This is a genomic window from Nocardia sp. 852002-51101_SCH5132738, assembly GCF_001665695.1.
Classification (GTDB): Bacteria; Actinomycetota; Actinomycetes; order Mycobacteriales; family Mycobacteriaceae; genus Nocardia; species Nocardia nova.
The window spans coordinates 1-25,231 of record NZ_LZML01000027.1 but is presented as its reverse complement, the minus strand read 5'-3'; the positions used below and the strand labels follow the sequence as shown (position 1 = coordinate 25,231).

Below are 25,231 nucleotides of genomic sequence, written 5' to 3'. Positions count from 1 at the left end.
CTGCGGCCCGCCCGCTCACACTCCGTAACGGCGATGCCGCGCGGCGTAGTCGCGCAGCGCGCGCAGGAAGTCGACGCGGCGGAACTCCGGCCAGTAGGCCTCGGTGAACCAGATCTCGGAGTAGGCGCTCTGCCACAGCAGGAAGCCCGAGAGCCGCTGCTCTCCCGAGGTGCGGATGACCAGGTCCGGATCGGGCTGACCGGAGGTGTAGAGATGCTGGCCGATCGCGTTGACCGTGATCGACTGCACCAGATCCTCACCGGTCTCCCCGGCCGCGATCTCCTGCCGCACCAGCGAGCGCACCGCGTCGGCGATCTCCTGCCGGCCGCCGTAGCCGATGGCCACGTTCACGTGCACACCGCCACGACCGTGCGTTTCGTCGGCCGCCTTCTGCATGCGGCGGGCGACATCCTCGGGCAGGCCCTTCAGCGACCCGACGATGCGCACACCCCAGTTGTTCTCCGGCGCGGACAACTCCTCGACCACATCGGTGATCACCTCGAACAGGGTTTCCAGTTCGTCGGCGGAGCGGCTGAGATTCTCGGTCGAGAGCAGATACACCGTCACCATCTCGATGCCCTCGGCCTCGCACCAGCCGACCAGTTCGGCGATCTTCAGCGCACCGACCCGGTGGCCGTGGGTGACGTCGGTGAAGCCGTTCTCCCGCGCCCAGCGGCGATTTCCGTCACAAACGACCGCGACGTGACGCGGATGCTGTTTGCCTGCCAGCTGTTTCGACAGCTGCGCTTCGTAGATGCGATAGGGCAGGTTGCGCACCTTACCGCTGAGCACCCGACTAGCAAGCTTCACGGCTGCCAACCTTATCCACCTCTCGCGTGCCGCCCGAGTTCTCCGCCAATTTCTGCTGCGCAGGAATGGCAGCGGACACCACGAATCAGTTCCCCGGTTCCGATCGACCCTATCGCGGCGGCGTCCGGCACGCGGAGCCTACTGCCGGTACAGTGGCTGAAGAACTAACCTACGCAACCGTAGGTTACTCAGGAGGGAACTAGTGTCCGAATCGGTGAGCTCGGCAAATCCGGTCTGCGGGGAGGTGTCCACACTCGAGCATCTGGCCGAGAAGGGGCTGCGCACCCTGGCCGTCAAACCGCGGATGCGCGGCTGGATCCACACCTACGCGGTCGGCGTCGCGGCCATCGCCGTGGCGGTGCTCGTCGCGTTCTCGGCCACTGTTTCCGCCACCGCGGGCTGGTCGACGCTGGTCTACGGCGTGACCGTCTGCGGCATCTTCGGCATCAGCGCGGTCTACCACCGGGTGACGTGGCAGTCCGCACGCACCCGCACCCGGATGAAGCGCGCCGACCATTCGATGATCTTCCTGTTCATCGCGGGAAGTTACACACCGTTCGCCCTGCTGGGGCTGCCCGGCCGCACCGGGATCACCCTGCTGAGCGTGGTCTGGGCGGGTGCCGTCGCCGGGGTGGCATTGAAGGTGCTGTGGCCGACCGCGCCGCGCTGGGTCGGGGTGCCGCTGTATCTGCTGCTGGGCTGGGCCATCGTGCCGGTCGCCGCGACGCTCACCCACAATGTGGGCGTCACACCGATGGTGCTGTTGCTGATCGGCGGCATCGCATACAGCGTCGGCGCGATCCTGTACGCCGCGAAATGGCCGAATCCGTGGCCGGAGGTCTTCGGTCACCACGAATTCTTCCACGCGGCAACGGTTCTCGCTGCCCTGTGTCATTACGTCGCGATCTGGTTGGTCGTATTCTCGTAGGGCAAGATCACCGGTAACCTGCCGCGGCCGTACGGGCGGGTTCTATGCTCGTTCGTGCTATACGTCCGAAACCGGTAATACCGAACCAGACCACTGCCAGGGGCTATGACCAGTCGACTCGTGCTCTGGGCCCTGCGTGCGCGCTGGGGCCTTTCGACGGTGGTGATGGTCTGCAATCTGGGCGGCCTCGCGGTGATCGTCGTCGAATTGTGGTTGAGCGGATTTCTCGGCAACCTCGGCGAGGACTGGCTCAGTGCCGTGGCCCAGACCGCGATCTATCCGGTGATCGGCGCACTGGCCGGCATCGTGCTGGCGGTGCGCGACCGGGTGTACTACTTCAGCTGGATCGATCAGACCCGCCGGCCCACCCGTCCCGAGGCCGAGCGACTACTCCGACTACCCATCGCCATCACAGTGCGGGCGCTGGCCATCTGGATACCGGGTGTCGCCATCGCCACGGCCTTGTTCGCCCAGGTGGTGCCCACCCGGGCCCTGTGGGCGATCGGGGCGATGTTCTTCCTGGGCGGGCTGGAGTCGGCGGGCTTCACCTTCCTGGTGGTGGACCGGCTCATCCGGCCGACGATCCCGGTCATCGCGCGGGTGCTCGGCGGTACCTCGCACTGGAGTGCCACGGTGCTCAACCGGCTGGTCATCTCCTGGGCGGTGGCCGGGGCGATGCCGCTGCTGATGTTGATCACCGTCCTCGGCGATCCGGTGGCCGACGCCACCGATCGGGTGCGGACCGCGCTGTACATGTCGCTGGTCGGCCTGCTGGTCGGGGCGCTGACCACCGCCACGCTGGCCCGGTCGGTGGCGGCGCCGCTGGGGACGCTGCGGCGGGCGCTGGACCGGATCGCGCGCGGGGAACTGTCCGCGCGGGTGCCGATCACCAGCGCCAGTGAGATCGGGCGCCTGGAACTGTCGGTGAACGAGCTGGCCGAGAATCTGTCCGAACGCGAACGCATGCGCGACGTCTTCGGCCGCCACGTCGGCAACGAGGTGGCCGAACGCGCACTGGCCGGCGGCGTCGACCTGACCGGCGATGTACGGGTGGTGACCGCGCTGTTCGTGGACGTGACCGGATCGGTCGAGATGTCGACCGAACTCGCGCCGCGCGAATTCGTCGATCAGCTCAATCGCCTACTGGCCGTGGTCGTCTCGGCCACCGAGGACAACGGCGGGCTGGTCAACAAATTCGAGGGCGATGCGGCGCTGTGCATCTTCGGCGCCCCGATCGCTCTGGGCGACAACGCGACTCCCGCCCTGCGCGCCGCGCGGCGCATCCGCGACGAGGTGGCCCTCGGCGGCGAATTCGATATCGGCATCGGCCTGGCGCGCGGCAGCGTCTTCGCCGGCGACGTGGGCACCGACACCCGGCTGGAATTCACCGTGATCGGCGACGCTGTCAATGAGGCCTCCCGGCTCACCACCGAGGCCAAGGAGGTCCCCCGCCGGATCCTGGCCAGCCAGGCCGTGATCGACGCGGCGACCGAATCCGAACGTTCCCGGTGGGTGCTCTACGACAAGATCCAGCTGCGCGGCCGCCGGGAGCCGACGGCGTGCTGGACCGATCGCAAACCGGTGGGACTGGGCGCGAACGCTCCGGTCGAGGAGTGAGGGCGGCTGCGCCGGGCCGGATGCCGCGCACCCATCGTCACCACGTGAACCTCTCGCTACCTCCGATTCACGCCGTCGCCCACCCCGCACGCTCAGCTTCGGTACCGTGTAAGCCGTCTGAGACCCGAATACAGCTGGGCGGCATCGAATGGATGCCGCTACCGGATCAGCGGCGCTTCACTCTCCCACCAGTGCTGTGCGCACCCGCTGCGGATCCGAGACCGGGAGATCGCAAACGGTGCCACGGCAGATGTAGGCCGCCGGGGCGCCTCCCAGTGCGGGGCGCTCGGTGAGCAGCGGCGCCGAATCTGCCTGTCCGGCAATGATGACCGCACCGCCAGGGGCGAAACGCCGTGCAGTGCCGAGCAGTTCGGCGCTAGCGTCGGCGTCGGCCGATTGCGAGATCGCGATCTGGATCGGCCCGGCCAGTGCCGCCTCGGCGACGCTGAGCCACTGGCCGCCGGAGCGCGGCGCACGGGCCAGGACGATGGCACCTGCGTCGAGGGTGGCATCGGCCAGCGTGCGGTAACGGGCCGCGCGGTCCGGGACACTCAGGGCGGAGGCGGTGAGCAGGGTTTCGGCGAAGGTGGAGGCCCCGGCCGGGGTCGCCCCGTCGAGCGGATCGCGCGGGCGGGCGACGAGTTCCTCGGCATCGACGGCCGTGTCGAACCAACTGCCGGGTTGTGCCGGGTCCTCGAAAAGGGTTGTGGCGGCGTCGATCAGCTGCTGCGCCCGGTCGAGCCAGGACAGTTCGCCGGTGGCCTGGTGCAGGGTCAGCAGTCCGGTCGCCAGCCACGCGTAGTCCTCGAGGACGGCGGGCGCGTTACCGGTCGCGCCGCCCAGTGAGGCGCGCATCAAACGGCCGTCGACGAGGTGCCGGTCCAGCAGGTACCGCGCGCACCGCGCCGCGGCGTCGACCCATTCCGGCCGGTCGTGTGCGGCACCCGCCTCGGCGAGGGCGGTGATCGCGATGCCGTTCCAGGCGGTGACCACCTTGTCGTCGCGCTCGGGTTGCGGCCGCCGGTCCCGCACCGCGCGCAGCCGCTGCCGGATGTCGTCGAAGCGGCGGGCGTCGGCGGGATCCTCGCCCGGTCCGGCGCCGGGATCGGTGTACCGGGTGAGCACGGAGGTGCCGTGTTCGAACGTGCCCTCGGGCGTCACGCCGAAGATCGTTGCGGCCCAGGGGCCGTCCTCGGGACCGAGGGCTTCCGTGAGCTGCGGCGGCGTCCACACGTAGGTGGCGCCCTCGATTCCGGGCGCCCCGGGTTCCACATGGGTGTCGGCGTCGAAGGCCGAGGCGAACCCGCCCTCGGCGGTCAGCAGATCGGTGAGCAGGAAGGCCGCGGTTTCCTCGGTGATCCGCTGCGGCAGCGGGTCGCCCGTACCCGGTTCACCGCTCGCCTCCAGCCGTGCCAGATGCGCGTAGGCACGCAGCAGTTGCGCATTGTCGTAGAGCATCTTCTCGAAATGCGGAACCACCCAGGCGGCATCGACCGAGTAGCGAGCGAAGCCACCGCGCAGCTGATCGTAGATTCCCCCGCGCGCCATGGCCGCGCAGGTCGCCGAAACCGCTTGTCGCGCAGCGTCTTCCCCGGTGCGCTCGTAATGGCGCAGCAGGCCCTCCAGCAGCGCCGAGGGCGGGAATTTCGGCGCCCCGCCGAATCCGGCGTAGCGCTCGTCGACATCGCGCAGCACCGTGGCGACCGCGTGCGCGAGCAACTCGGGCGTGACGGTCAACTCGCTCGCGGGCAGTCCGGCGCCCTGGTCCCGCAGCGCCTGCGCCACCTGACCGGCGGCCTGGTCGACCTCGGCACGGCGATTGGTCCAGGTATCGGCGACCGCCGTCAGCAGCTGGGTGAACGACGGCATACCGCCGCGCGGCGATTTCGGATAGTAGGTGCCGCAGTAGAACGGCTCCCCGGCCGGCGTGAGAAAACACGTCATCGGCCACCCGCCCTGCCCGGTCATCGCGACGGTCGCGGACATGTACACCGCGTCGATGTCGGGCCGTTCCTCGCGATCGACCTTCACACAGACGAAATTCGCGTTCATCAGTTCGGCGGTGGCCGGATCGGAGAACGATTCGTGCGCCATCACGTGACACCAGTGACAGGAGGCGTAACCGACCGACAGCAGGATCGGCACATCCCGCGAGCGCGCCTCCGCCAGCGCCTCGGCGCTCCATTCCCGCCAGTCGACGGGGTTGTCGGCGTGCTGGCGCAGGTAGGGAGAAGTTGCGTCGGCCAAGCGGTTCATGGGTCCACCCTCCCACAGGACCGACACACAGCGACACCCGCTGACCGGGCAGCCGAGCCGCACTGCGCGGTGACCGGCCGGTCCAGGCCGAGCACTCGAGCCATCGTCCACGAGACGGGAAGCGGCCCCATACTCGTGACATGAGGGCCGCACGGCCGTGCGGGTTATCCTCCGGACTGTCCGCACACGCTGTTCGAGGGAGCCTCATGTCGTTCGCGCTGGTCGTGAAATTCAATCTGCCTTCCTGCCGGCCTCGCACCCAGGCGTAGCGCGATTGACCGCGATAGCACCGAGGCCGGTTTTCGGGTGGGTATGACCTCGAACGGAGAACGCGGTGAACGAGTAATCCCGGATTGCGCTGAGGCTGGACTCGGCCGGGTGAACTTCTCAATCTTCGGCACAACCGCGGCTGAACTAGCCGAGGTTCAACACAGCCGTTACCGCAACCCTGTTCTGGCACAACGGAAGCTCGAAGCGCTCGCGCTCTCCATCGCCGCGTGCGACGTGAACGGAGTCGACGCCAACGCCAATCTCGTGGTTCCTGACTACACGCACGCGCCGCGGGTACATCGCCTCCTCGACGAGCACTCCCCGCGGCTGACCGTACGGCTACTCAACTCGCTCGATGGCGGACAAACCTCGATCGAAGCCATCTCGCGGATCCTCGCTGACCGGGGTGCCGTCGCCGAGTCTCTACATATCACGGCAGGCGCATCCGGTGCACGGACCGCCTACCGTCTGCCGGATGGACGACGCATCTTCTTCAAGCAGATTCGGCCGGTCCGCTTGCCAGGCACATGTTCCGGATGCCGGTTCAACAATGGGACCGATTGCGAAGAGAGCTTCTACGGTGTACGGCTGTACTACGACCGGACCGGCACATTCCAGGTCGGCGTGTGCATCCAGCGCATGGACCTGTGCCTACCGCTGTCCGACTTCCTGAGCAGCCCCCTACGCCGCGAAATCCTCACCTTGCGCGACACCGAGTACGACCGACTCGCCGCCCGGCGTGCCGGACAAATCTCGCTGTGACACAGCACGTTTGGAGACACATTGCCTATCGAGCACGAAGCCAAGATTCTCGGCATCGATCCTCGGACCGCCGAACGTAGGATCCTCGACAAAGGGGGAATCAAGCTCGGCGACCGGTTCATGCGGCGCTACGTCTACGACATCACCCCCGGCGATGAATCCAAGTGGATCAGACTGCGCGACAACGGAAACGGCATCACGCTCGCCGTCAAGCAGATCACCAAGGACTCCATTGACGGCACTCACGAGGTAGAGGTCACCGTCAGTGACTTCACCGCCGCCAACGAACTGCTGAAGCTGATGGGCTTCATGCCCAAGTCGTACCAAGAGACCAAGCGCGCGAGCTTCACTCTCGAAGGTGCCCAGCTCGAAATAGATACGTGGCCCCTGATTCCTCCGTATCTGGAGATCGAAGCAGCGACGACGGAGGACGTGATCCGGGTCGCCGAACTGCTCGGCTATACGGAGCATGACCTCACCGGCGAGAACACGATCAAGATCTACGCTCGCCACGGATTCGACCTGAACACCATTCCCGAACTTCGCTTCTGAGCGATCCTCCGGACCGCACCACAACACCCGGACGCCCCAAGTCCCCGTATCCGCTGCTGTGGAGACGGGGCTTCGTCGTTGCGCCGCGAGACACGAACGCCGCAGATATCGCACCCGTCCAACGATTTTCGGGGCACCGCGGCGGCGAGCGCACCGGAGCTTTCTCACTCCGGCGGGGGCAGTAAAGGCCCCAGCGGACCGAGGTCGATGTTGAGGTCTTCCGGGGTGAGGCCGAAGTGTTCGCGCAGTTCCGCCATGCGTTGTTCGAGCAGCATCAGCGTGGTGCCGATGCGTTCGACCTGGGTGTCGGTGAGGTCGCCGGCGTCCACGCGGCGCAGCGCTTGGCGCTCCATGAGCTGGCGCAGCAACTCCACCAGGGTGAGCACGAGGGTGACCAGTCCGCGTTCGACGGATTCCGGGTCGGTGTCGATACGCGGTGGGATACCGCCGAATTCAGTCATCGCCGTGCTTGTCGGACGACGTGGACAGGGCCGGCGGGAACAGGGTGCTGATCGAGGAGATGAGGGCGCGTAGCGAGATCTGCACCAGATCCACATCGGCGATGGCCAGTTTGATGTCGCCGGTGATGATCACACCGCCGGCCAGCACCCGGTCCAAGAGGTCCACCAGCGCGATACGCCGCTCGGCGTCGACGCCGCGATCGGGCGGTGTGGTGCCGGCCCGCGTCATATCGGCCCGCGTCATGTCGGCTCACGTTGTACGCCGGCGAACGAATACGGTGGCCACGGGCCGGTGAGTTCGAGCCGGATACCGGGAAATTCGGCGCCGAGCGCGTTCACGGTCGCCGTGAAGTCCTCGGTCCGGTCGTCGTCGACGAGGTAGGTGCCGTTGAGCACCATCCAGTCCCGGCGGCCGCTCACCGCCGGATCGGTCAGTGGCTGACATCGTCCGGCCGCGGCCCGGCGCAGCAACCGCTCGTGCACCTGCGACGCCCGCTCGGCCGCGTCGCGTTCGACCGTCTCCTGCGCGGACAATTGCGCGCGCCGCCGGGCGAGATAGGCCGCGCCCGGCGTCATGGTGCCGGCTTCGGCCTTGGCCTCGGCCACGGCGGCGGTGAGGACGGCACGGTCGCCGTAGGCGCGCACTCCCCACTCGGTGCGCCCGCTCACCAATTCCAGCGCCGCGGCGAAATCCGCTCGCCGTTCGTCGAGCAGCTCACGCACCCGCTCGTCGTCGCGAAAGACGGTGGCCAGCCGCAACGGTACGGCCGGGCCGCGGCGCACCACGGCCGAGACGACCGCGTCGTGTGCCCGCGCGGTCGCCTCCAGCCAGTCCAGGTCTTCGAAGTTCCGCCGCAGCGGCTCCTCGCCGAACACGTCCATCGGCACCGAGCCGACGATCGCGGTGAGATCGCCGGAAACGATCGTCCGCACCGGCTCCCCCGCGACTCCGGCCGGCGCGGCGGTTTCCGCCTCCTCGTCGCTGCGGGGCGCCACCGCGTACAGCCAGACCAGGCAACGATCCGTCACGATCGCTCTTTCCTCGACTCGCGCCCGCGCTCGATGGGCTGCCGGCGTTCGTTCGCCGCCTCCAATTGGGCGATCCGCTCGCGCAACTCCCGGTTCTCGATTTCCAGGTCGCTGTCCTGCTTTTCCAGCGTATGCGCCTTACTGCTGAGCCAGGGATCGGTCTCCCACCAGTCGATGCCCACCGCCTTGGCCGTCTCCAGGGACGCGACCACCAACCGCAACTTGATGGTGAGCAGTTCGATGTCGAGGAGATTCACCTGGATATCGCCCGCGATCACCAAACCCTTGTCGAGGACTCGCTCCAGGATGTCGGCGAGATTGGTGGAGTGGTGCCCGCCCCCACCCCCGCCCCCGTAGGGCTGCGGCGCGTACGACTCGCCTCCGACCACCGTCATCGTTGCCCCCTCGAGCCGATGTCGGTGCTGCCGCGGATGTAGCGCTTGGTTCTGCGGTAGGCCAGCAGGTTCTCGTCGAAATCGATCTCCACCTGATACAGCGCCATGATGTCCGCCGAGGAGGGGATCCGGCGATCCTCGAGCACCTCGATCTCCACCAGCCACCCGTCGTCGGTCGGCTCCACGCTCGTGACGCCCTGGAGGGGGTGCGACGTCAATTCCGCGAGGCATTCGACCGCCACCCCAGCGGCCTGCGCCGCGGTGAGTGGCGGTTGTTCGTCCGATGCCTGGGCATCGTCGGAGATGGTTTCGCGGGCCACGGGAGTCACTTCTTCCGGTCGGTCGGACCTACCTCGGACCGGTCATCCGATTCAGGATCTCTTGTTGCGCTTGCGCGGCCTCCTCCGCGGACAGCTCGCCGGCGGCTGCGGCACGGTCGATGTCCTCGAGCTCGCGCCGCAACCTCACGGGATCGTGCATTTGCTGTTCGACCTGCTCCTGGATCAATTCACTCAGCCAGATCACGCCACGAACCGGCGCGGCGGGGAGCAGGAGTATCGAAGAGAACAGACCCATGCCTCACCCCTCCGGTGCTCGCTTGGTCACGAAGTCGTAAGCCGCCATCGGCCCGAGCAGACTCAACTCCACCCGGCCGTCCCAGTCCGACATGAGCCGGCGCAACAACTCCTCCAACTCGTCCTGGCGGGCCGTTTCGATCAGTGCCGCGAGGTGCACGGCATCCTCTTCGTGGGTGGGGTCGCGCAGGTTGACCATCGCCTCGAGTTTCTCGAGTTCGGAAGCCACTTTGCGGGTGTCCTCGGCTCGCTTCGTCTCGATGGCCTGATTGATCATCTCGCCCAGCATGATTCGCTCGTTGCGGGTCGCATCCTCCGATTTCCCACGGATCTCGTCCCGGAGGCGGGCGGCGTCGGCATTCTCGTCGAGCAGTTCGCGCAAGATCGCATTCTCGACGTAACGTCCTCTGATAACGAACTGCACGCGCCCCTCGAGTTCCACCAGGGCCGCGTGGAATTCGTCTTCGTTCGCCTCGAGCAGCTCATTTTCCACCGCATCGGTGTCGGTCATGACCGCGCCGAACCGCAGCGGCAGCACGGGGGCCACCGCCGCGGACCCGTCGAGAAGTTTCTCGTGGGCGGTGAGGTCCTGGGGTGTGCCCAGGGGCCGATCGGAGGAGAGCGGACTGACCAGCGCGGCGATGTCGCCGTGCCGCACGACCGTTACCTCACCCGGTGGATCGCCGACTCCGGTGGCGTGTGGCTGCGGCTCGACGTCGGCGGGCACGATGCCGTAGACGTATACGGCGGTTGCATCGGCAGCCATCACCGCTCCTCCCGCTTGGAGGGCCGGTGCACCGTCTGCCGCTTCTCCTGCACATCGCCGAGGAAGTCCGCGACCTTCTGTCCGGCCGCATCGAGTGCGCCCTTGGTCTTGTGCTTGGCCGCGCCCTCGGTGACGTCGCCGACGATGTCGGTGATGCCCTTCGGCTCACTGGTCGAAATCTCCAGCCGGTTCACCGCTTCGGCGAACCGCAGATATGTGTCGACACTGGCGACCACGACGCGCGCGTCGATGGTCACCAATTCGATACCCACCAGCGACACCCGGGCGAACGCGTCGATGACCAGGCCTTTGTCGAGAATGGTGTCGATTACATCGGCCAGGCTGGACGAGTTCGGCCGGGCCATCGTGCCGGCTCCGCCTCCGCCCCCGCCTCCTGCGGGTTCGATCGTCATCTTCTTGCTCCTCCGCTCACACGTGGCCGGCGAGTGACCGAGCTCTTGCGGGCGGCCGTTCGGCGGCGAGGCGGCTCCGGTTCTTCCTCCTCGTCCGGCTCGCTCCGATCCCGGTCCTGCTCGTCTTCCTCGTCTTCCTCTTCTTCTGCCTCATCCGGTTCTTCGTCGTCGAATGCTTCCTCGCCGGCGTTGTCCTCGTCGGTGTTGTCCTCTTCGTGGTCTTCCTCGGCGGCCTCTTCTTCCTCTTCGCGCTGTCGCGCCGTCTCGTCGTCTTCCACGACCTTGCCGTCGCGGATCTCGCCGTGCCAGCCGACGATGTCGTCGCTGTGCAGGACCGCATCGGTCATGACATGACGCTGAAAGTGCTTGAGCTCCAACCGGCATCGGCGCCCGGCGGCGCGCCACATATTGGCGGTCTTCTCGAACACTCCCTGCGGGTGGTACTCGAGCACCACCAGGATGCGGGTGAGATTCGGGGTGAGCTCATAGAAGCCGACGGCACCGTCGATATAGCCCTTGGCGCCCTTGGAACGCCAGATGATTCGCTCGAACGGAATCTGTTCGATGATCGTCGATTCCCAGGTCCGCCTCGACCAGAACACCTTGCCGGTCCAGCTGAGTTTCTCATCGGAGACCTGCTCGACCTGCTCGAGCTTCTTCGTGAACTTCGGGAAGTCCGCGAACTGGGTCCACTGGTCGTAGGCTAGATCGATCGGCACGCCGACGTCGATCTCCTCGACGATATTGGTCAGCTTGAGCTTCTTCCCCCCGCCTCCTTTGCCACCACCGGTCAGCGAATTCTTGATCGATTGGAACGTCTCCCCCGCCGAGTGCTTGAGTTTGCTCATACCTCCGCTCATGACGGCGTGCAGTGGGGAAGCGCCGCCGGCCAGCTTGTCGACGCCGGTCACGGCCGCGAGGAGATTGCCCTCGCCACCCGCGTAGTCGTTCAACCGGCCGGCGGTCTTCGAGACCCGGTTCGACAGCCCTTCCACCGCGCGTTCGGCCAGCGTGCCCGCGAGGTTCTGCACCGATTGCTGGAGCGGGCTGGTCGGCTGAGCCGTTTTCGCCATCGCTCTCACCTCCTCGTGCGTCGCACGGGCGGTTCGTCGGAATCGGAGCTGCTGCGGCGTCGGTTGACCGAAACGGGTTTGCGTTCCGCGGATTTACGAGTAGTGGAAGTCCGAGAAGTCGTCTTCCGCGCGCGGGGGGGCCGCGGACTTGCGTGTCCGCGGGGCGGGCGGCTCCCGGTCTTCTTCCCGGTCGCCGGAATCGACTTCCTCGAGATCTTCGTCGGAGGACTCCACGTCCAGGACCTCGGGCTCGCCTTCGTCGTCCGGCTCGGCTGCCGGTGCTCGCTCGCGGTCCTTGCCCGACAAGAGGGAGTCGCCCGACAACAGGGACGAGCCCTGCTGCAGCCGGGTGTTGAGTGAGTCGAGCTGATTGCTCGCAGCGGTCACGGCGGCGGACCGGGCCGCGCCCAGCAATTCGTCGCGAACGGTATCGGTGAGCTGCGTCAGATCCGCCGACGACTTGAGCAGCGATGTCCCCCGCTCCAGCAACTCACCGGGAATGTCCGACGAACGTTTCGCCATCATCACCCCCAGCGCGAACCGCATCTTCCGCGTGCGGCCCAGTAGGTATCCGATACCCACTCCTACAGCGATACTTGTGCCACCCTTCATGGCCTTCTCGTTGTTTGCTCGGCGTGCCGGCGCGGCCACACTGCCGCGGGATAGGTCGAGCGACGACACCCCGATGTTTGGAGTAAGCCACATCACAGAATGGCCTTACATCAGCGTATACCCAGCTATCGCTGCTGTCGGCCATTAGCCGGATAGGCTTCCGGCATATCGATCACTGCAGGTGCCGGGTACGCCGGCGCGGACGCAGCACGCGCACTGCTCGCCGCCAGCCACGCGGTGTGGCGACGAACCGCACCGGCCCGTCGAATCGGTCCGTCGGGTCGACTTCGGATGCGGAGGTACCGGCCCGGCGGGCGGCCTCGTAGCGAGCCAGACCTTCTCGGAACGCGGCCGGGTCACCGCCGACGTCGGGGTGTTGGGCGCGCACGAAACGGCGGTAGGCCGCGCGGTCGGCGGCCGACCATCCGGCGCCCGCCGACGCCCTGCGCGATTCCCGGATCGGTTCGGGATCTGTGCTCGCCATCCCCTCCAGTATCACCACACCCATCGCGCCGAAACCGTGACCGTACGCGCTGTCCGAAATGGGTACTCCGTCGCCATGAACGACAGCGCGCAGATTCGACCGGTACCGATGCGGCGGCGGCCTTGGTTCGCGGATCTGGAAGAAGCCGAACGACGTGGCGCCCACGGCAATGCCGGACTCGGCTATTTCGATTGTGATTGCGAGATCTGCCACCGGCGGTTCCGGCCCGCAGCGGTCTGAAAATTCTTCGCGCCGTTCGGTTTTCGGCGAGCAGTCCGATCGCCGAGGGTAGCCCTGGTGAGCGCCGCCTCGGCCGTAGTGATCTTGGGCGCCGGAACTCTGGCACTGAAGTTCGTCCCCTCGACGAGCAGTCGAGTCCACGAGTATGCCGATTCCGCTCTCCCACAACTCGATTCGGCATCGATGCAGGCCGCGGTATCCAGCGCGCCCGACCGAGCAACGGCGGTTCTCGCGCAGGTGAACGGACCCGCAGGGCAGTGGCCCGGGACTTCCGGCGTCGCCGGCACGGTCACGAAAGCCCCGGTGCCGGTGGACGGGCGGTTCCGTCCGGGCAGCGCCGCGTCTACCCGATACCACTGCCCCGCAGACCGATACGACGATTCCCGGCCCGCACCCCACACGGCTACGTAGCGCCGAGGGACGAGGGACAGTGGCCGAAGCCGGGCTACTACAGCGCGGGCCTCATGCGGGTCACCTCGGCGAACGGAGTGACGGTCTGGGGGAAGACCGGCAGTACCTACGGCTACAGGACGGAATGTTCACCACCCGAGACCTCGGTCGCCGCCTGGTCTACTCCTTCACCCCGGTCACGGGTGGCGGCAACGATATGGCGCTCGTGAACGGGCTGATCTCAGGCGCCGATGCCACCGGCCAGTACGGGCCAGGAATCGTGGAGGTCCGCCTCGAACAGTCCCCAGGTGTGGGAGCCCTCGGGCCGGTCCACGAACACCGCCGGGATGCGGAGCTGCCCGAGCCGACCGGCGAAAGCACCGGTACACGCACTCGCGACGGCCTCCACCGGTGGGAAGGGCAGTCCCCGGTCGATACCACCCGGGATACCGGACGCCGCAGACAGATAGATGGCCTTGCCGGCCAGGGCGCCGGCCCGCGCGAACGCATCGTGTGCGGGCCACGCCCCGGTTCCCGGCAGGCCCCACATATTGCCCGGATTACCGCCGCCCCGCACGACCTGGGCACTCACCATCGCGATCCCGGCCGGATCGTTCGACCACGGGCACCCGCTGTAGGAGGCCACCGCGGCGAAGCGTTCCGGTGCCTGGATGGCGAGGTCCACCGCCGACGCCCCGCTCATCGACACCCCGGCGATCGCATTGCGGCCCGTGGTCCCCAGCTGGGCGTCGACCACATCGGGCAGTTCCTGGGTGAGGTAGGTCTGCCAGCGATTGCGGCCCATCATCGGGTCGTCGGCGATCCAATCGGTGTACATGCTGTTGGGCCCGCCGATCGGCATCACCACATTGACATGCTTGTCGGCGAAGAACGCGCGCACATCGGTGTCGTCCCACCAGGAGATGTTGTCCACACCGCCGCCGATGCCGGTGAGCAGATAGAGCGTGGGTGCCGGTCCGCCACCGGCCGCGCGGATCACCCGGTTCGTGATCACCCGGTCCATCGATGGCGAATAGACGTCCATCTCGACCGCCGCCGGACCCAGCGGATGTTCGCCCACCACATGCGCCGCCGGGTCCGCCGCGGCCGAACCCGCCGCGAAAGTACCCCCGGCAACGACCGCACACACCATTACGAGAAGTCGCGTGATTACCGTCACGACAAGGGACTACCCCGCCATGATCATCACAACGCGGCCGAACCCGTGACCGGCCGCGGACGGCCGGTCACGGGCAGGAAATCAGCCGAGACGCGCCTCGATCGCCTCGATGATGCGCGGCCGCAGCTCGCGAGCGCTGATCACCGCGTCGACCGAGCCGACCTCGACGGCGCGGTGGATGTTGTGCACCCGGTCGAACTCGGCGGCGACCTCGCCCAGCTTCTCCGCGCGCACCTGCGAACGGACCTCGTCGAGTTCGGCGGACAGTTCCGCGCGCTCGGTGCCCGACGCGTTCGCGACCCGCGACTCCAATTCGCGAACCCGCGAATCCGAGGCGGTGCGGGTGTTGACGTCACCGGCGAACACCACGGCCGCGGCCGGGGCGCCACCGAGCACCGAGGCGAACGAACCCTCCAGCGCGAGCACGGTCATATTCGGGTTCAGCGCCTTCGAGAACACCACGAACGCACCGCCGTGGTAGCGCGAGATCACGCAGAACACGATGGGCCCGCGGAAGTTCACGATCGCGCGGCCGATTTCGGCACCGTATTCGAGCTGCAGCTTGCGCATCGACTCCGGCGATCCGTCGAAGCCGGACAGATTCGCCAGCACCACCAGCGGGCGGTTGCCACTGGCCGCGTTGATCGCGCGAGCCGCCTTCTTCGACGACCGCGGGAACAGCGTGCCCGCGGTGTAGGTGTCGGGTCCGTCGGTGGACGGGAAGCCGCGCCGCGGCACACCCCGCGATTCGATGCCCAGCAGGCAGACCGGGATACCACCCACATGCGCGTCCTGGACGACTGCGGTCTCCGCATCGGCCATACCCGCCCAGCGCTCCAGCACGGCGTGGTCCTGGTCGGCCAGCGCCCGCATCACGGTGCGAATATCGAAGGGCTTCTTGCGATCCGGGTTCGCGGTCGCGGAGAAGATCTCGCCGACAGTCGTGAAATCGCTGTCCGGCACGTTGTGTGGGAACGTGCACACGTCGCGGTCGATCGGGTCGGTGGTCTGCGCGCGGCGCGGACCCTGCTCACCGGGAGCGATGTAGGTGTGGTCGTAGTGCGACATCAGCACATCGCGGGCTCCGGCCAGATTCGGCGCCCAGTACTGCGCCTGACCGTTGGGGCCCATCACGCGGTCGTAGCCGCCGATGCCGAAGTTGTCCTCGGCCGACACACCGCCGGAGAAGTCCAGCGCCTGCTTACCGGTCAGCACCATCGCCGAATCCGGGGTCATCACGAGGATGCCCTTGGTGTGCATGAGCATCGTCGCCTCGGCGTTCCAGTACGGCTGCGCGCCGACGTTGATGCCGGAGACCACGATGTTGATCTCGCCGCCGTCCTGAGTGAATTCGACGATGCGCTTGAGCGCCGCCGCCACCCAGTCCATGTTCTCGGTACCGGATTTCATCGAGATCCGGGCGCCGGAGGACAGCGCGTACCACTCGAGCGGCACCTCCATCTGCTCGGCCAGATCCAGCGCCGCGATCACCCGGCGGCACTCCGGCTCCGAGAGCGCGCCCAGCGACTTGGTCGGATCGCCGAGCAGCACCACCCGCGTGATGCCCTGCGGATGCCGGTCGGTCGGCGTGTTCACCACACCGGCGACCATGGCCGCGGTGTTGCGGCCCTTGGGCCGGTCGACCGGGACGAGGGCGTGCTCGGCGTCGAGGTCGTATTCGGTGAAAGTGCCGAGCAGACCGGTCAATTCGTACGGGTACACGGTGCCGCGGCCGGCGGCCCGCAGCACCTTCTGGCGGTACTCGTCGAGCGGTTCGACCGGATCGTCGGTGCGCTCGCCGACGGTGACCTCGGTGCTGCCGGTGGCATCGAACCGGATGCGCACGACGAGCTTGACGAGCTCACCGGTCTGCGCATCGGGCTGACGGGCGATGAGCAGGATCTCCTCCAGCCCGGCGCCCGCGGTGGCCGGTTCGACGCGACCGACGATGGTGTCCAGTTCGGCGCGGGTCACATCCAGCGGCGGCCAGATGTAGAGCACGATCCGGTTGGTGTGGAAGCGCTTGGCCGACGGGCGCCGCGACTGTGCCCGGCGGATCGAATCGACACAGGTCGCGACCGTGCTCTCGGCGGTCGGCAGCGACAGCAGCCGGCCCTCGTGGTCACGCAGCGCGGTCAGGTCGCGCACCTGCGCGAAGGCGATCAACCGCTCGTCGGCGGGGTTCTCCTTCGCGACACCGCGGAACAGGTAGACCTCCTCGTCGGAGGACGGCAGCCGGGTGAGATCGAATTTGCGCAGGCGGCGCATCTGCATCCGCTCGGCGATATAGGGGTGCAGGCCGCGGATCAACCGCTCCTCGGCCAGACCGGTCGCCGACGGGCGGAAGGTGAAGTGGTGGTGCATCACCGCGCCGTTGCTGCCCGCGACGGTGGCCGTGATCCGATTCACCTGGTTGGGCAGCGACCGGGCGCCGAGCACCTCCTGCAGGGCGGCGGCCATCGCGTCGAAGTCCTCCGGCTGGTTCTCCCAGCCGAGGTAGATGTCGGCCTCGATGGAGGCGGCGCCGCCGGCCAGTTCGGTGAGCCCGCTCAGCACCGTGTCGAGCGAGTCGAAACTGACGGCCGCGGAGACCAGATTCACACCGCGGCGTTCGGCGACCACGAAGGTGCAGCCGTCCACCTCCTGGGTGCGGACGTCGGTCAGGCCCTTGTTGCCGTAGTACCGCCGGGTCAGCACCTCGAGCATGACGGTGTTGTCGGGGTTGCCCCGCACCAGCCGCTGGGCCAGCAGGCGTACCAGCGGTTCGGTGCTGCGCACCATCTCGGCGATGCGATCGGCGCGGTCGGCGGCGTCCGGATGCGCGTCCAGATGGCTCAGATGCTTGCGGACCGTGGTGTAGACGCGCGCGCGGTTGCGGCGCAGCAGCGGCTGGCCGTACCAGGCGTAGACCACACCGCGGGTGATGTCGGCGATCACCGGGAAGCGCACCTGGTTCGCGGCCACCAGCCGCTCCAGCGCCAGGCCCACCGGTTCCTGCAGCACCCGATCCGGCACCGGCTCGCCCAGCCATTCGCGCAGCAGCGTGGTGACGACGGTGACCGTGTCGGACGGGCGCTGCTGGGCGAGGAAGATCCGGAAGACCGCGGCCTCGAGTTCCGGGGTGCGCTCCAGGTCGGTGACGCCGTAGTGCGCGAGCGCCTTCGACAGCTTGGCCCGGTAGGACTCCGGCAGTCCGGCCCGCTCGACGTCGAGACTCTGCAGATAGGTGTGGAAATATTCGCGGGCGCTGTGGACGTGGCCGTGGCCGGCGTCCTCACCCCAGAACTGGCTCAGCTCGGCGAGATCGGTGAAGACCTCGATCAGTTCCAGTTCCTCGGCGAGCGGGCGGCGGCTGTCCGCGATCGCCGCGCGGCGCGCGGCCAGGTAGTCCGTCAGGACACGGCCGCCGTCGTGCGGGTCGACGTCGAAACCGAGCAGCAGCCCGCGCAGATCCTCCTGGCCGCGCACGGTGCGCTCGTGGGCCAGCACCTCGGTGGGCGCGGTGGGCAGGTCCAGTTCGACCGACTCGACCGCGGCGGCCTCGTCGGCCTGATCGTCGTCGGCGATCGGTTCCAGCCGCAGCAGCGGCGCGCCCGCCTCGACCTGCGAGCCGACCGAGACGCTGCACTCCTTGAGGCGCGCCCTGAACGGCGACCGCAGCACGGTCTCCATCTTCATCGACTCGAGGACCAGCACGGGCGCGCCCGCCTCGACCTCGTCGCCGACCTCGAGCGGCTTGGCGACGACCAGCGCGGGCGCGGGCGAGCGCACGACACCGCCTTCGTCACGGCTCACCCGATGCGTCACGCCGTCGACATCCACCACGTGGGTGGGGCCGTGCGTGCCGGTGACCAGCCGATACCGGGTGCCGTTGACCACGATCTGACCGGTGTGGCGGTCGAAACGCTCGAGATCGACGTCCGCGGTGGCGATCTCGCCGGCCGCCTCGATGCCGATCCGGAATCGGTGCGCGCCGACTCGCGCGACCCGCAGGCGGTAGCTCGCGCCACGCAGCTTCAGATCCAGCGGGCGGCCGCTCTCGTGCTGCACCTGCGGGCGGCCACCGGCGGCGGTGGACAGCAGCCGATGCCGCTCGGCCCGCTCCTCTTCCTCGTAGGCGTCGATGGCGGCGGCGGCCAAGGCGACCGCGGTGTGCCGCTGGGCCACCAATCGGCCCTCGCCGCGCACCCGGTCGATCCAGCCGGTGTCGGCGCTGGCGTCGATGACCTCGGGCTGGTCGAGCAGATCCAGGACGAAGCTCTTGTTGGTCGCGCCGCCCTCGATGATCACGCGGGTCTCGCCGACCGCGCGGCGCAGCCGACCCAGGGCCTCTTCGCGATCGCGGCCGTAGGCGATGATCTTGGCGATCATCGAGTCGAAGTCGGCGGGGATGGTGTCGCCCTCGCTGACACCGGTGTCGACGCGGATACCCGGGCCGGCCGGCAGATCCAGCAGGGCGATGCGGCCCGGCGCCGGGGCGAAGTCGCGGTCGGGGTCCTCGGCGTTGAGGCGGGCCTCGATGGCGTGCCCGCGTTCGGCCGGCGGCTCACCCTCGAGCCGTCCGCCGGAGGCCACGTGCAACTGCGCCCGGACCAGGTCGAACCCGGTGGTGTACTCGGTGATCGGGTGCTCGACCTGCAGGCGGGTGTTGACCTCCAGGAAGGCGAACAACTCGTCGCCGGGGTGGTAGAGGAATTCGACGGTCGCCGCGCCGCGGTAACCGACCGCCACCGCGAGCCGCTCGGCCGAGGCCTTGAGATCGGCGACCTGTTCGGGCCGCAGCACCGGCGAGGCGGACTCCTCGATGACCTTCTGATTGCGCCGCTGCACCGAGCAGTCGCGCACGCCCAGCGCCCACGCGGTGCCCTGACCGTCGGCGATCACCTGAACCTCGACATGGCGAGCGCCGGTGACCAGCCGCTCCAGGAAGACGACACCACTGCCGAAGGCGCGGGCCGCTTCCTGGCTGGTGCGCTCGTAGGCGTCGACCAGTTCGGCTTCGTTGGTGATGACACGGATACCGCGACCACCACCACCGGCGGTGGCCTTCAACATCAGCGGATAGCCGATGTCCTTGGCCGCCGCGATGGCGGCGTCCAGCGTCTCGACCGCACCGCGGCTCCAAGGCGCCACCGGCACCCCGACCTCTTCGGCGATCAGCTTCGCGCCGATCTTGTCGCCGAGTTTGCGCATGGCGTCCGGGCTCGGACCGATGAACGTGATACCGATGTGCTCGCACAGTTCCGCGAAGGCGGGATCCTCGGCGACGAAACCCCAGCCGACCCAGGCGGCGTCGGCCTTGGTCGCCACCAGCGCCTTCTCCAGCGCCTTCAGATCCAGGTAGGGGCGGGCGGAGGCCGGACCGAGGTCGTAGGCGATATCGGCCTCGCGCACGAACGTCGCGTTCCGGTCGACATCGGTGTACAGAGCGACGGTTTCGATCTGTCGCGCGGTCGCCGCGGCCAAATCTCGGACGGCGTGGATGAGGCGCATTGCGGCCTCACCCCGGTTCACGATGGCGATGCGGCTGAACACTCGCCGACTCCTTTCCACAGCGTAGGCCCGGTGCATGGGCAGAATTCGAGGTATCGCGGCTCCGCGTAGTGTGCACCTTTATTCCACGAATGTGTACGCCGTGCAGGGTTACCCGCACGTATCGTGTGGGATCCCATAGGAGTCGTCCGGCCGATTACCGCCGAAGCGCGGTATCGAGACATGCGTGAGCGAGCGCCGGGTCGTATGACCCGGGCAACATCAAAGCAGATCAGAGCATCAATCGACGTCGCCGCCCGCGGCCGTGACCGACCTCGGATTGCGATTGGGCGGCGAATCGGCGACGACGCGGCGAATCAGCGGATCTCAGGAGGCCTTACCGGAGGCCGGCGGAGGGGTGGACGGACCCGAATCGCTGCGGCCGGATCCGTTGGCGGCGCCGTCGCGCGGCTGCTCCGCCCGATCGCCGCCTGACGCATCGCCGCCTGCCGCATCGTCATCTTCGCCGGCGACACCGTGCTCGGTGCCCTCGTCGGCTTCCTGGTCCGGTTCCGGATGTTCGCGGGAGAAATCCGCGGGCAGCTTCTTGATGTGCTTGTTCATCGAGCGGATCAACAGCACCGTGCCGGCCAGCAGCACGAGGATGATCACCAGACCCAGCGGCGACGCCTTGCCGAATTCCGGACCGGTCGGGTTCGTGGTGGTGTTCTGGGCCAGCAGCGCGGTGTGCGCGTACAACATCGACATCATCGAACCGTGCCCTCGACCGCCCGGTCGGCGACCATATCGTCGGCGACCATGTCATCTGCCTCCGCATCGTCGGCGTCCCGGATTCCGGCGAACAGGTCGTTCTCCGGAATCGCGGTGCGCACCCGGGTCCTGGCCAGTTCGAATTCCTCGGTCGGCCACAACCGCTGCTGCATCTCCAGCGGGATCGCGAAGAACATGCCGTTGGGGTCGATCTGTGTGGCGTGCGCGCGCAGGGCCTCGTCACGCTGCGGGAAGTACTTGCCGCAGTCGATCTGCGTGGTCACCCGCGACATCACATCGCCGTGTTCCTGGGCGGCCTTGCGGATGCGCTCCATCCAGTCGCGCATCGGGAACGGCTCCCCGATCCGGTCGTACTCGTCGGCGAAGGTCTCCAGCCGCTGCAGGCTGAAACCGTGGTTGTAGTAGAGCTTCAGCGGCGTCCACGGTTCGCCCGCGTCGGGGAAGCGCTCGGGGTCGCCGGCCGCCTCGAAGGCCGCCATCGACACCTTGTGGCACATGATGTGGTCCGGATGCGGATAGCCACCGTTCTCGTCGTAGGTGGTCATCACGTGCGGCCTGAACTCGCGCACCACCCGCACCAAGGCCTCGGTGGCCTCCTCGAGCGGCACCAGCGCGAAACTGCCCTCGGGCAGCGGCGGCAGCGGATCTCCTTCGGGCAGACCGGAATCCACGAATCCCAGCCAGCGGTGCTGCACGCCCAGTGCCTTCGCGGCGGCCGCCATCTCCTCGCGGCGGACATCGTCGATGCGATCGAGAATGCCCGGCACATCCATCGCCGGATTGAGGATGGAGCCGCGCTCACCCCCGGTCAGGCTCACGACCAGCACGTCGTCACCCTCCGCGGCATATTTCGCGGTGGTGGCGGCGCCCTTGCTCGACTCGTCGTCGGGGTGGGCGTGCACCGCCATGAGGCGCAGCGGCCGATCGAAGCTGCCGCTCACTTCTCGTTCACCTCGTTGCTCACCGTTTCACCTCATAGCCGTCCGCCGTGCCCGAGCGGCACGCGGGTGTCCGAACTGCATTCCCTATAGTTCCATCCGACGGTCTTTTGTTCCGACCTACCCCCTGATCGACCACGGGAGCAACCACATCATGAGCGAGGCGGCACCGCAGTCCGACCGGACCGATCCGGACGGGCGCACCGCCGACGCCGCGACCGGGGCGACGGGAGCAGGCAACGATCGGGTGTCGAATCGTTACGGAACCGGTCCCGTGCGCAACCGCCGCTGGGTTCCGATCGCACTCGGCATCGTGGTGGTGATACTCGGGCTGATCGTCGCCTATGTGGGTTATCGGCAGTACGGTCCCAAGGATATCGAGCCCGACCAACTCGGCTACGACGTCGTCGACGATTCCACGCTGACCGTGCACTTCAAGCTGACCCGCAAGCATCCGGAGCAGCCGGTGGTGTGCCTGGTACGGGGCATGGACACCGAGGGCAGCGAGATCGGCCGCCGCGAGGTGCTGATCCCCGGCTCGGACAGCGGAACCGTCGAACTCACCACCACGGTGCGGACCACCGCCCGGCCCGCCAACGGCAATATCTATGGGTGCAGCGATCAGGTACCGGCCTACCTGAAGGCCGGCTGACACCCCCACATTCAAGCCTTCTACCTGCACATATCCAATTCGTGCTAGAATGGCGCGAACACGGTTCCGAACGCTCGGAGCCGTGTTTGCTGCATTGACGGCCAGCGCTGCCGGTTCCCGGGCACACAATGCCCGCGCACCGTCGGGGTTCGAGGAACATCCCCCCGGATCGCTCTAGCCGTCGACTGTTGCTGTGCGCGGACAGGTTCTCGCGCATGCGCGACGGGTATCACGGACCCCGGCACGCCGGGAACAACTACTAGGGAGTGATCGAGATGACTGAGACGCAAGTGACCTGGCTCACACCGGAGTCGCATGAGAGGCTCAAGAGCGAACTCGACGCGCTCATTGCCAACCGTCCGGTCATCGCGGCCGAGATCAACGAACGCCGCGAAGAAGGCGACCTGAAGGAGAACGGCGGCTACCACGCCGCGCGCGAGGAGCAGGGTCAGCAGGAGGCCCGCATCCGTCAGCTGCAGGAGCTGCTGAACAACGCCAAGGTCGGCGTCGCGCCGACCAAATCCGGTGTGGCGCTTCCGGGTTCGGTGGTCAAGGTCTACTACGACGGCGACGAAACCGACACCGAGACCTTCCTGATCGCGACCCGCGAAGAGGGCCTGGGCCGATCGGACCTGGAGACCTACTCGCCGAGTTCCCCGCTCGGCGGCGCCCTGATCGACGCGAAGGTCGGCGAGACGCGCGAATACCGCCTGCCCAACGGCAACATGATGAAGGTGACCCTGGTCAGCGCGGAGCCGTACCACAGCTGACGGGAAGGTGTCGTCGATGGACGCGAGCAGCGGCGGTGATACCACCGCGGCTGCGTTGCGCGCGCTCCTCGGCAGATTCGGCCGGGTCGGCAGCAGCCCGGCCGGATACCTTATATAGCTCTACCCACACGAACGGCCGCACCGATTCCGGTGCGGCCGTTCGTCGTTTCCCTGCGTCAGCCCAGCGCGCGCTCCACATCGGCGAGCAGATCGCTGATGTCCTCGATACCGACCGACAGTCGCACCAGATCCGCGGGCACCTCCAGTTCGGAGCCCTCGGTCGAGGCGTGGGTCATCGCGCCGGGGTGCTCGATCAGCGATTCCACTCCACCGAGCGATTCGGCGAGGGTGAAGATCTTGGTCCGCGCGCAGAAGTCGTGCGCGGCCTGCTTACCGCCGCGCAGCCGCACCGAGATCATGCCGCCGAAGCGGCGCATCTGCTTCTGCGCCACCGGATTTCCGGGATGTTCGGGCAGGCCGGGGTAGATCACCTGTGAGATGGCCGAGTGCTCGGCGAGGAATCCGGCGAGGGTCTCCGCGTTGTCGCAATGCCGATCCATCCGCAGCGCAAGGGTTTTGATGCCGCGCATGGTGAGGAAGGCGTCGGTGGGACCCGGAACCGCGCCGGCGCCGTTCTGCAGGAAGGCGAAGGCGGCGTCGAGTTCGGCGTCGTTCGTGATCAGCGCACCGCCGACAACATCGGAATGACCGCCCAGATATTTGGTGGTCGAATGCAGCACGATGTCCGCGCCGAGCAGCAGCGGCTGCTGCAGATACGGCGAGGCGAAGGTGTTGTCCACCACCAGTTTCGCGCCGCCGCCGTGCGCGACGTCGGCCAGTGCCGAGATGTCGCCGACGTTGAGCAGCGGGTTGGTCGGCGTCTCCAGCCACACCAGTTTGGTGTTGGGACGCAACGCGTTGGCGACCGCGTCCGGATCCGACACCGGGGCCACGGAGTATTCGATACCCCACTGCGTGAACACCTTGTCGATGAGCCGGAACGTGCCGCCGTAGGCGTCGTTCGGGATCACCAGGTGATCACCCGGGCGCAGCGTCGCCCGCAGCACACAGTCGGTGGCCGCCATCCCCGAGGAGAATGCCCGCCCGTGACTCCCGGATTCCAGCGCGGCCAGATTCGCTTCCAGCGCGGCGCGGGTCGGGTTACCGGTGCGGGCGTACTCGTAGCCGCCACGCAGCCCGCCCACGCCGTCCTGGGCGAAGGTCGAGCTCGCGTAGATCGGCACGTTCACCGCACCGGTCTGCGGGTCGGGATCGAACCCGGCATGCACGGCTCGTGTGGAGAACCCCAGCTGATCGTCGGTCATGCCGACCAGCCTAGATCCGTGCCGCCGCGGCGCTCGAGGCGGGAACCCCCGGCCGGGGATCGATGTGAGCGGGGTCATGCCCGCTCGGACGCGGTCGCCTCGGCTCAGTACGCCGAGTTGACGTTGTCCATCGAGCCGTAGCGATGCGCTGCGTAGTTGCAGGCGGCCACGATGTTGGCGACCGGATCCCAGATGTCCCAGGAGGTGCCGTCGACGTGATAGGCCGCGAAGGTCGGGTCGATGACCTGCAGCAGACCCTTGGACGGGATGCCCATGGCGGCGTTGGAGTCGTACAGGTTGATGGCCTGGGTGTTACCCGAGGACTCCCGCATGATGTTGCGGTAGATGCCGTTGTAGCTGCCCGGGATGCCGTGCGCGGCCATGATGTCGAGAGCGTTGTGGATCCAGCCGTCCAGGTTGTCCGGGTAGACCGGCGCCGGCGGGGGCGGCGGCGGAAGCGGCGCGGGGG

The 25,231-nt window shown here is 67.7% G+C and carries 25 protein-coding genes; 6 read left to right on the top strand and 19 right to left on the bottom strand.

Going from position 1 to position 25,231, the window contains the following annotated elements; all coding sequences use genetic code 11:
* Window positions 1-15: 15 nt before the first annotated feature.
* Window positions 16-810: an isoprenyl transferase gene (locus A5789_RS04150; protein ID WP_063016981.1), complete on the bottom strand. Its 795-nt coding sequence runs from the start codon at window positions 808-810 to the stop codon at window positions 16-18.
* 304 nt (window positions 811-1,114) lie between these two features.
* Between A5789_RS04150 and A5789_RS04145 the strand changes: the two genes are divergently transcribed.
* Together A5789_RS04145 and A5789_RS04140 are read left to right on the top strand one after the other, a co-directional pair.
* Complete coding sequence (locus tag A5789_RS04145; RefSeq protein ID WP_064902154.1) at window positions 1,115-1,738, top strand: hemolysin III family protein; 624 nt, start codon at window positions 1,115-1,117, stop codon at window positions 1,736-1,738.
* 105 nt (window positions 1,739-1,843) lie between these two features.
* Complete coding sequence (locus A5789_RS04140) at window positions 1,844-3,355, top strand: adenylate/guanylate cyclase domain-containing protein (protein ID WP_036526294.1); 1,512 nt, start codon at window positions 1,844-1,846, stop codon at window positions 3,353-3,355.
* A 177-nt stretch (window positions 3,356-3,532) separates the two neighbouring features.
* On the opposite strand, the gene A5789_RS04135 is transcribed toward A5789_RS04140, so the two are convergent.
* Window positions 3,533-5,611, bottom strand: coding sequence for a thioredoxin domain-containing protein (locus A5789_RS04135; protein WP_064902143.1), 2,079 nt, complete (start codon window positions 5,609-5,611; stop codon window positions 3,533-3,535).
* Window positions 5,612-5,989: 378 nt separating this feature from the next.
* Between A5789_RS04135 and A5789_RS04130 the strand changes: the two genes are divergently transcribed.
* Together A5789_RS04130 and A5789_RS04125 are read left to right on the top strand one after the other, a co-directional pair.
* Window positions 5,990-6,643, top strand: coding sequence for a hypothetical protein (locus A5789_RS04130; protein ID WP_064902144.1), 654 nt, complete (start codon window positions 5,990-5,992; stop codon window positions 6,641-6,643).
* Between the two features lie 21 nt (window positions 6,644-6,664).
* Window positions 6,665-7,195: a class IV adenylate cyclase gene (locus A5789_RS04125; protein WP_064902145.1), complete on the top strand. Its 531-nt coding sequence runs from the start codon at window positions 6,665-6,667 to the stop codon at window positions 7,193-7,195.
* A gap of 164 nt (window positions 7,196-7,359) precedes the next feature.
* Here the strand turns inward: A5789_RS04125 and A5789_RS04120 are convergent, their stop codons facing one another.
* From A5789_RS04120 to mca, 15 genes are all read right to left on the bottom strand, one after another.
* The gene (locus A5789_RS04120; RefSeq protein ID WP_030518151.1) at window positions 7,360-7,656 is read right to left on the bottom strand and encodes a gas vesicle protein K; all 297 of its coding nucleotides are present in this window, start codon (window positions 7,654-7,656) and stop codon (window positions 7,360-7,362) included.
* Entirely contained in the window at window positions 7,649-7,900 is a 252-nt protein-coding gene (locus A5789_RS04115; RefSeq protein ID WP_063016989.1) for a gas vesicle protein, read from the bottom strand. The genes A5789_RS04120 and A5789_RS04115 overlap by 8 nt, the downstream gene beginning before the upstream one ends.
* A complete protein-coding gene (locus A5789_RS04110; protein ID WP_064902146.1) occupies window positions 7,897-8,685 on the bottom strand; it encodes a GvpL/GvpF family gas vesicle protein in 789 nt (262 codons plus the stop codon). The genes A5789_RS04115 and A5789_RS04110 overlap by 4 nt, the downstream gene beginning before the upstream one ends.
* A complete protein-coding gene (locus A5789_RS04105) occupies window positions 8,682-9,080 on the bottom strand; it encodes a gas vesicle protein (RefSeq protein ID WP_030518154.1) in 399 nt (132 codons plus the stop codon). The genes A5789_RS04110 and A5789_RS04105 overlap by 4 nt, the downstream gene beginning before the upstream one ends.
* The gene (locus A5789_RS04100; RefSeq protein ID WP_227462984.1) at window positions 9,077-9,400 is read right to left on the bottom strand and encodes a gas vesicle protein; all 324 of its coding nucleotides are present in this window, start codon (window positions 9,398-9,400) and stop codon (window positions 9,077-9,079) included. Before A5789_RS04100 ends, A5789_RS04105 begins: the two co-directional genes overlap by 4 nt.
* A 28-nt stretch (window positions 9,401-9,428) precedes the next feature.
* Window positions 9,429-9,656 (bottom strand): gas vesicle protein GvpG, encoded by a 228-nt coding sequence (locus tag A5789_RS04095; RefSeq protein WP_063016993.1) that lies wholly within the window; start codon window positions 9,654-9,656, stop codon window positions 9,429-9,431.
* 3 nt (window positions 9,657-9,659) lie between these two features.
* Window positions 9,660-10,421: a GvpL/GvpF family gas vesicle protein gene (locus A5789_RS04090; protein ID WP_051757144.1), complete on the bottom strand. Its 762-nt coding sequence runs from the start codon at window positions 10,419-10,421 to the stop codon at window positions 9,660-9,662.
* A complete protein-coding gene (gene gvpJ, locus A5789_RS04085; RefSeq protein WP_174553898.1) occupies window positions 10,421-10,834 on the bottom strand; it encodes a gas vesicle protein GvpJ in 414 nt (137 codons plus the stop codon). Before gvpJ ends, A5789_RS04090 begins: the two co-directional genes overlap by 1 nt.
* Complete coding sequence (locus A5789_RS04080) at window positions 10,831-11,907, bottom strand: SRPBCC family protein (RefSeq protein ID WP_063016994.1); 1,077 nt, start codon at window positions 11,905-11,907, stop codon at window positions 10,831-10,833. Before A5789_RS04080 ends, gvpJ begins: the two co-directional genes overlap by 4 nt.
* A 93-nt stretch (window positions 11,908-12,000) precedes the next feature.
* The gene (locus A5789_RS04075; RefSeq protein ID WP_155525791.1) at window positions 12,001-12,519 is read right to left on the bottom strand and encodes a hypothetical protein; all 519 of its coding nucleotides are present in this window, start codon (window positions 12,517-12,519) and stop codon (window positions 12,001-12,003) included.
* A 172-nt stretch (window positions 12,520-12,691) separates the two neighbouring features.
* The gene (locus A5789_RS04070) at window positions 12,692-13,003 is read right to left on the bottom strand and encodes a hypothetical protein (protein WP_197516548.1); all 312 of its coding nucleotides are present in this window, start codon (window positions 13,001-13,003) and stop codon (window positions 12,692-12,694) included.
* An 871-nt stretch (window positions 13,004-13,874) separates the two neighbouring features.
* Complete coding sequence (locus tag A5789_RS04065; RefSeq protein WP_227462985.1) at window positions 13,875-14,813, bottom strand: alpha/beta hydrolase family protein; 939 nt, start codon at window positions 14,811-14,813, stop codon at window positions 13,875-13,877.
* Window positions 14,814-14,894: 81 nt separating this feature from the next.
* Complete coding sequence (locus tag A5789_RS04060; RefSeq protein ID WP_064902149.1) at window positions 14,895-20,348, bottom strand: carboxyl transferase domain-containing protein; 5,454 nt, start codon at window positions 20,346-20,348, stop codon at window positions 14,895-14,897.
* 324 nt (window positions 20,349-20,672) lie between these two features.
* Window positions 20,673-21,047 carry a hypothetical protein gene (locus tag A5789_RS04055; RefSeq protein WP_181068686.1) on the bottom strand — a complete coding sequence of 125 codons (375 nt, stop codon included), beginning with the start codon at window positions 21,045-21,047 and terminating at the stop codon, window positions 20,673-20,675.
* Window positions 21,048-21,052: 5 nt separating this feature from the next.
* Complete coding sequence (gene mca / locus A5789_RS04050; RefSeq protein WP_063017006.1) at window positions 21,053-21,985, bottom strand: mycothiol conjugate amidase Mca; 933 nt, start codon at window positions 21,983-21,985, stop codon at window positions 21,053-21,055.
* Window positions 21,986-22,169: 184 nt separating this feature from the next.
* Here mca and A5789_RS04045 point away from each other — a divergent pair, with 184 nt between their 5' ends.
* Window positions 22,170-22,667, top strand: coding sequence for a DUF4307 domain-containing protein (locus A5789_RS04045; protein ID WP_030518167.1), 498 nt, complete (start codon window positions 22,170-22,172; stop codon window positions 22,665-22,667).
* 275 nt (window positions 22,668-22,942) lie between these two features.
* Window positions 22,943-23,437: a transcription elongation factor GreA gene (gene greA, locus A5789_RS04040; protein WP_030518168.1), complete on the top strand. Its 495-nt coding sequence runs from the start codon at window positions 22,943-22,945 to the stop codon at window positions 23,435-23,437.
* Window positions 23,438-23,613: 176 nt separating this feature from the next.
* Here greA and A5789_RS04035 read toward each other — a convergent pair whose 3' ends face one another.
* Both A5789_RS04035 and A5789_RS04030 read right to left on the bottom strand, forming a co-directional pair.
* Window positions 23,614-24,762 (bottom strand): cystathionine gamma-synthase, encoded by a 1,149-nt coding sequence (locus tag A5789_RS04035; RefSeq protein ID WP_064902151.1) that lies wholly within the window; start codon window positions 24,760-24,762, stop codon window positions 23,614-23,616.
* A gap of 104 nt (window positions 24,763-24,866) precedes the next feature.
* The coding region (locus A5789_RS04030) for a transglycosylase SLT domain-containing protein (RefSeq protein ID WP_156772982.1) at window positions 24,867-25,231 on the bottom strand (365 nt) is incomplete at its 5' end.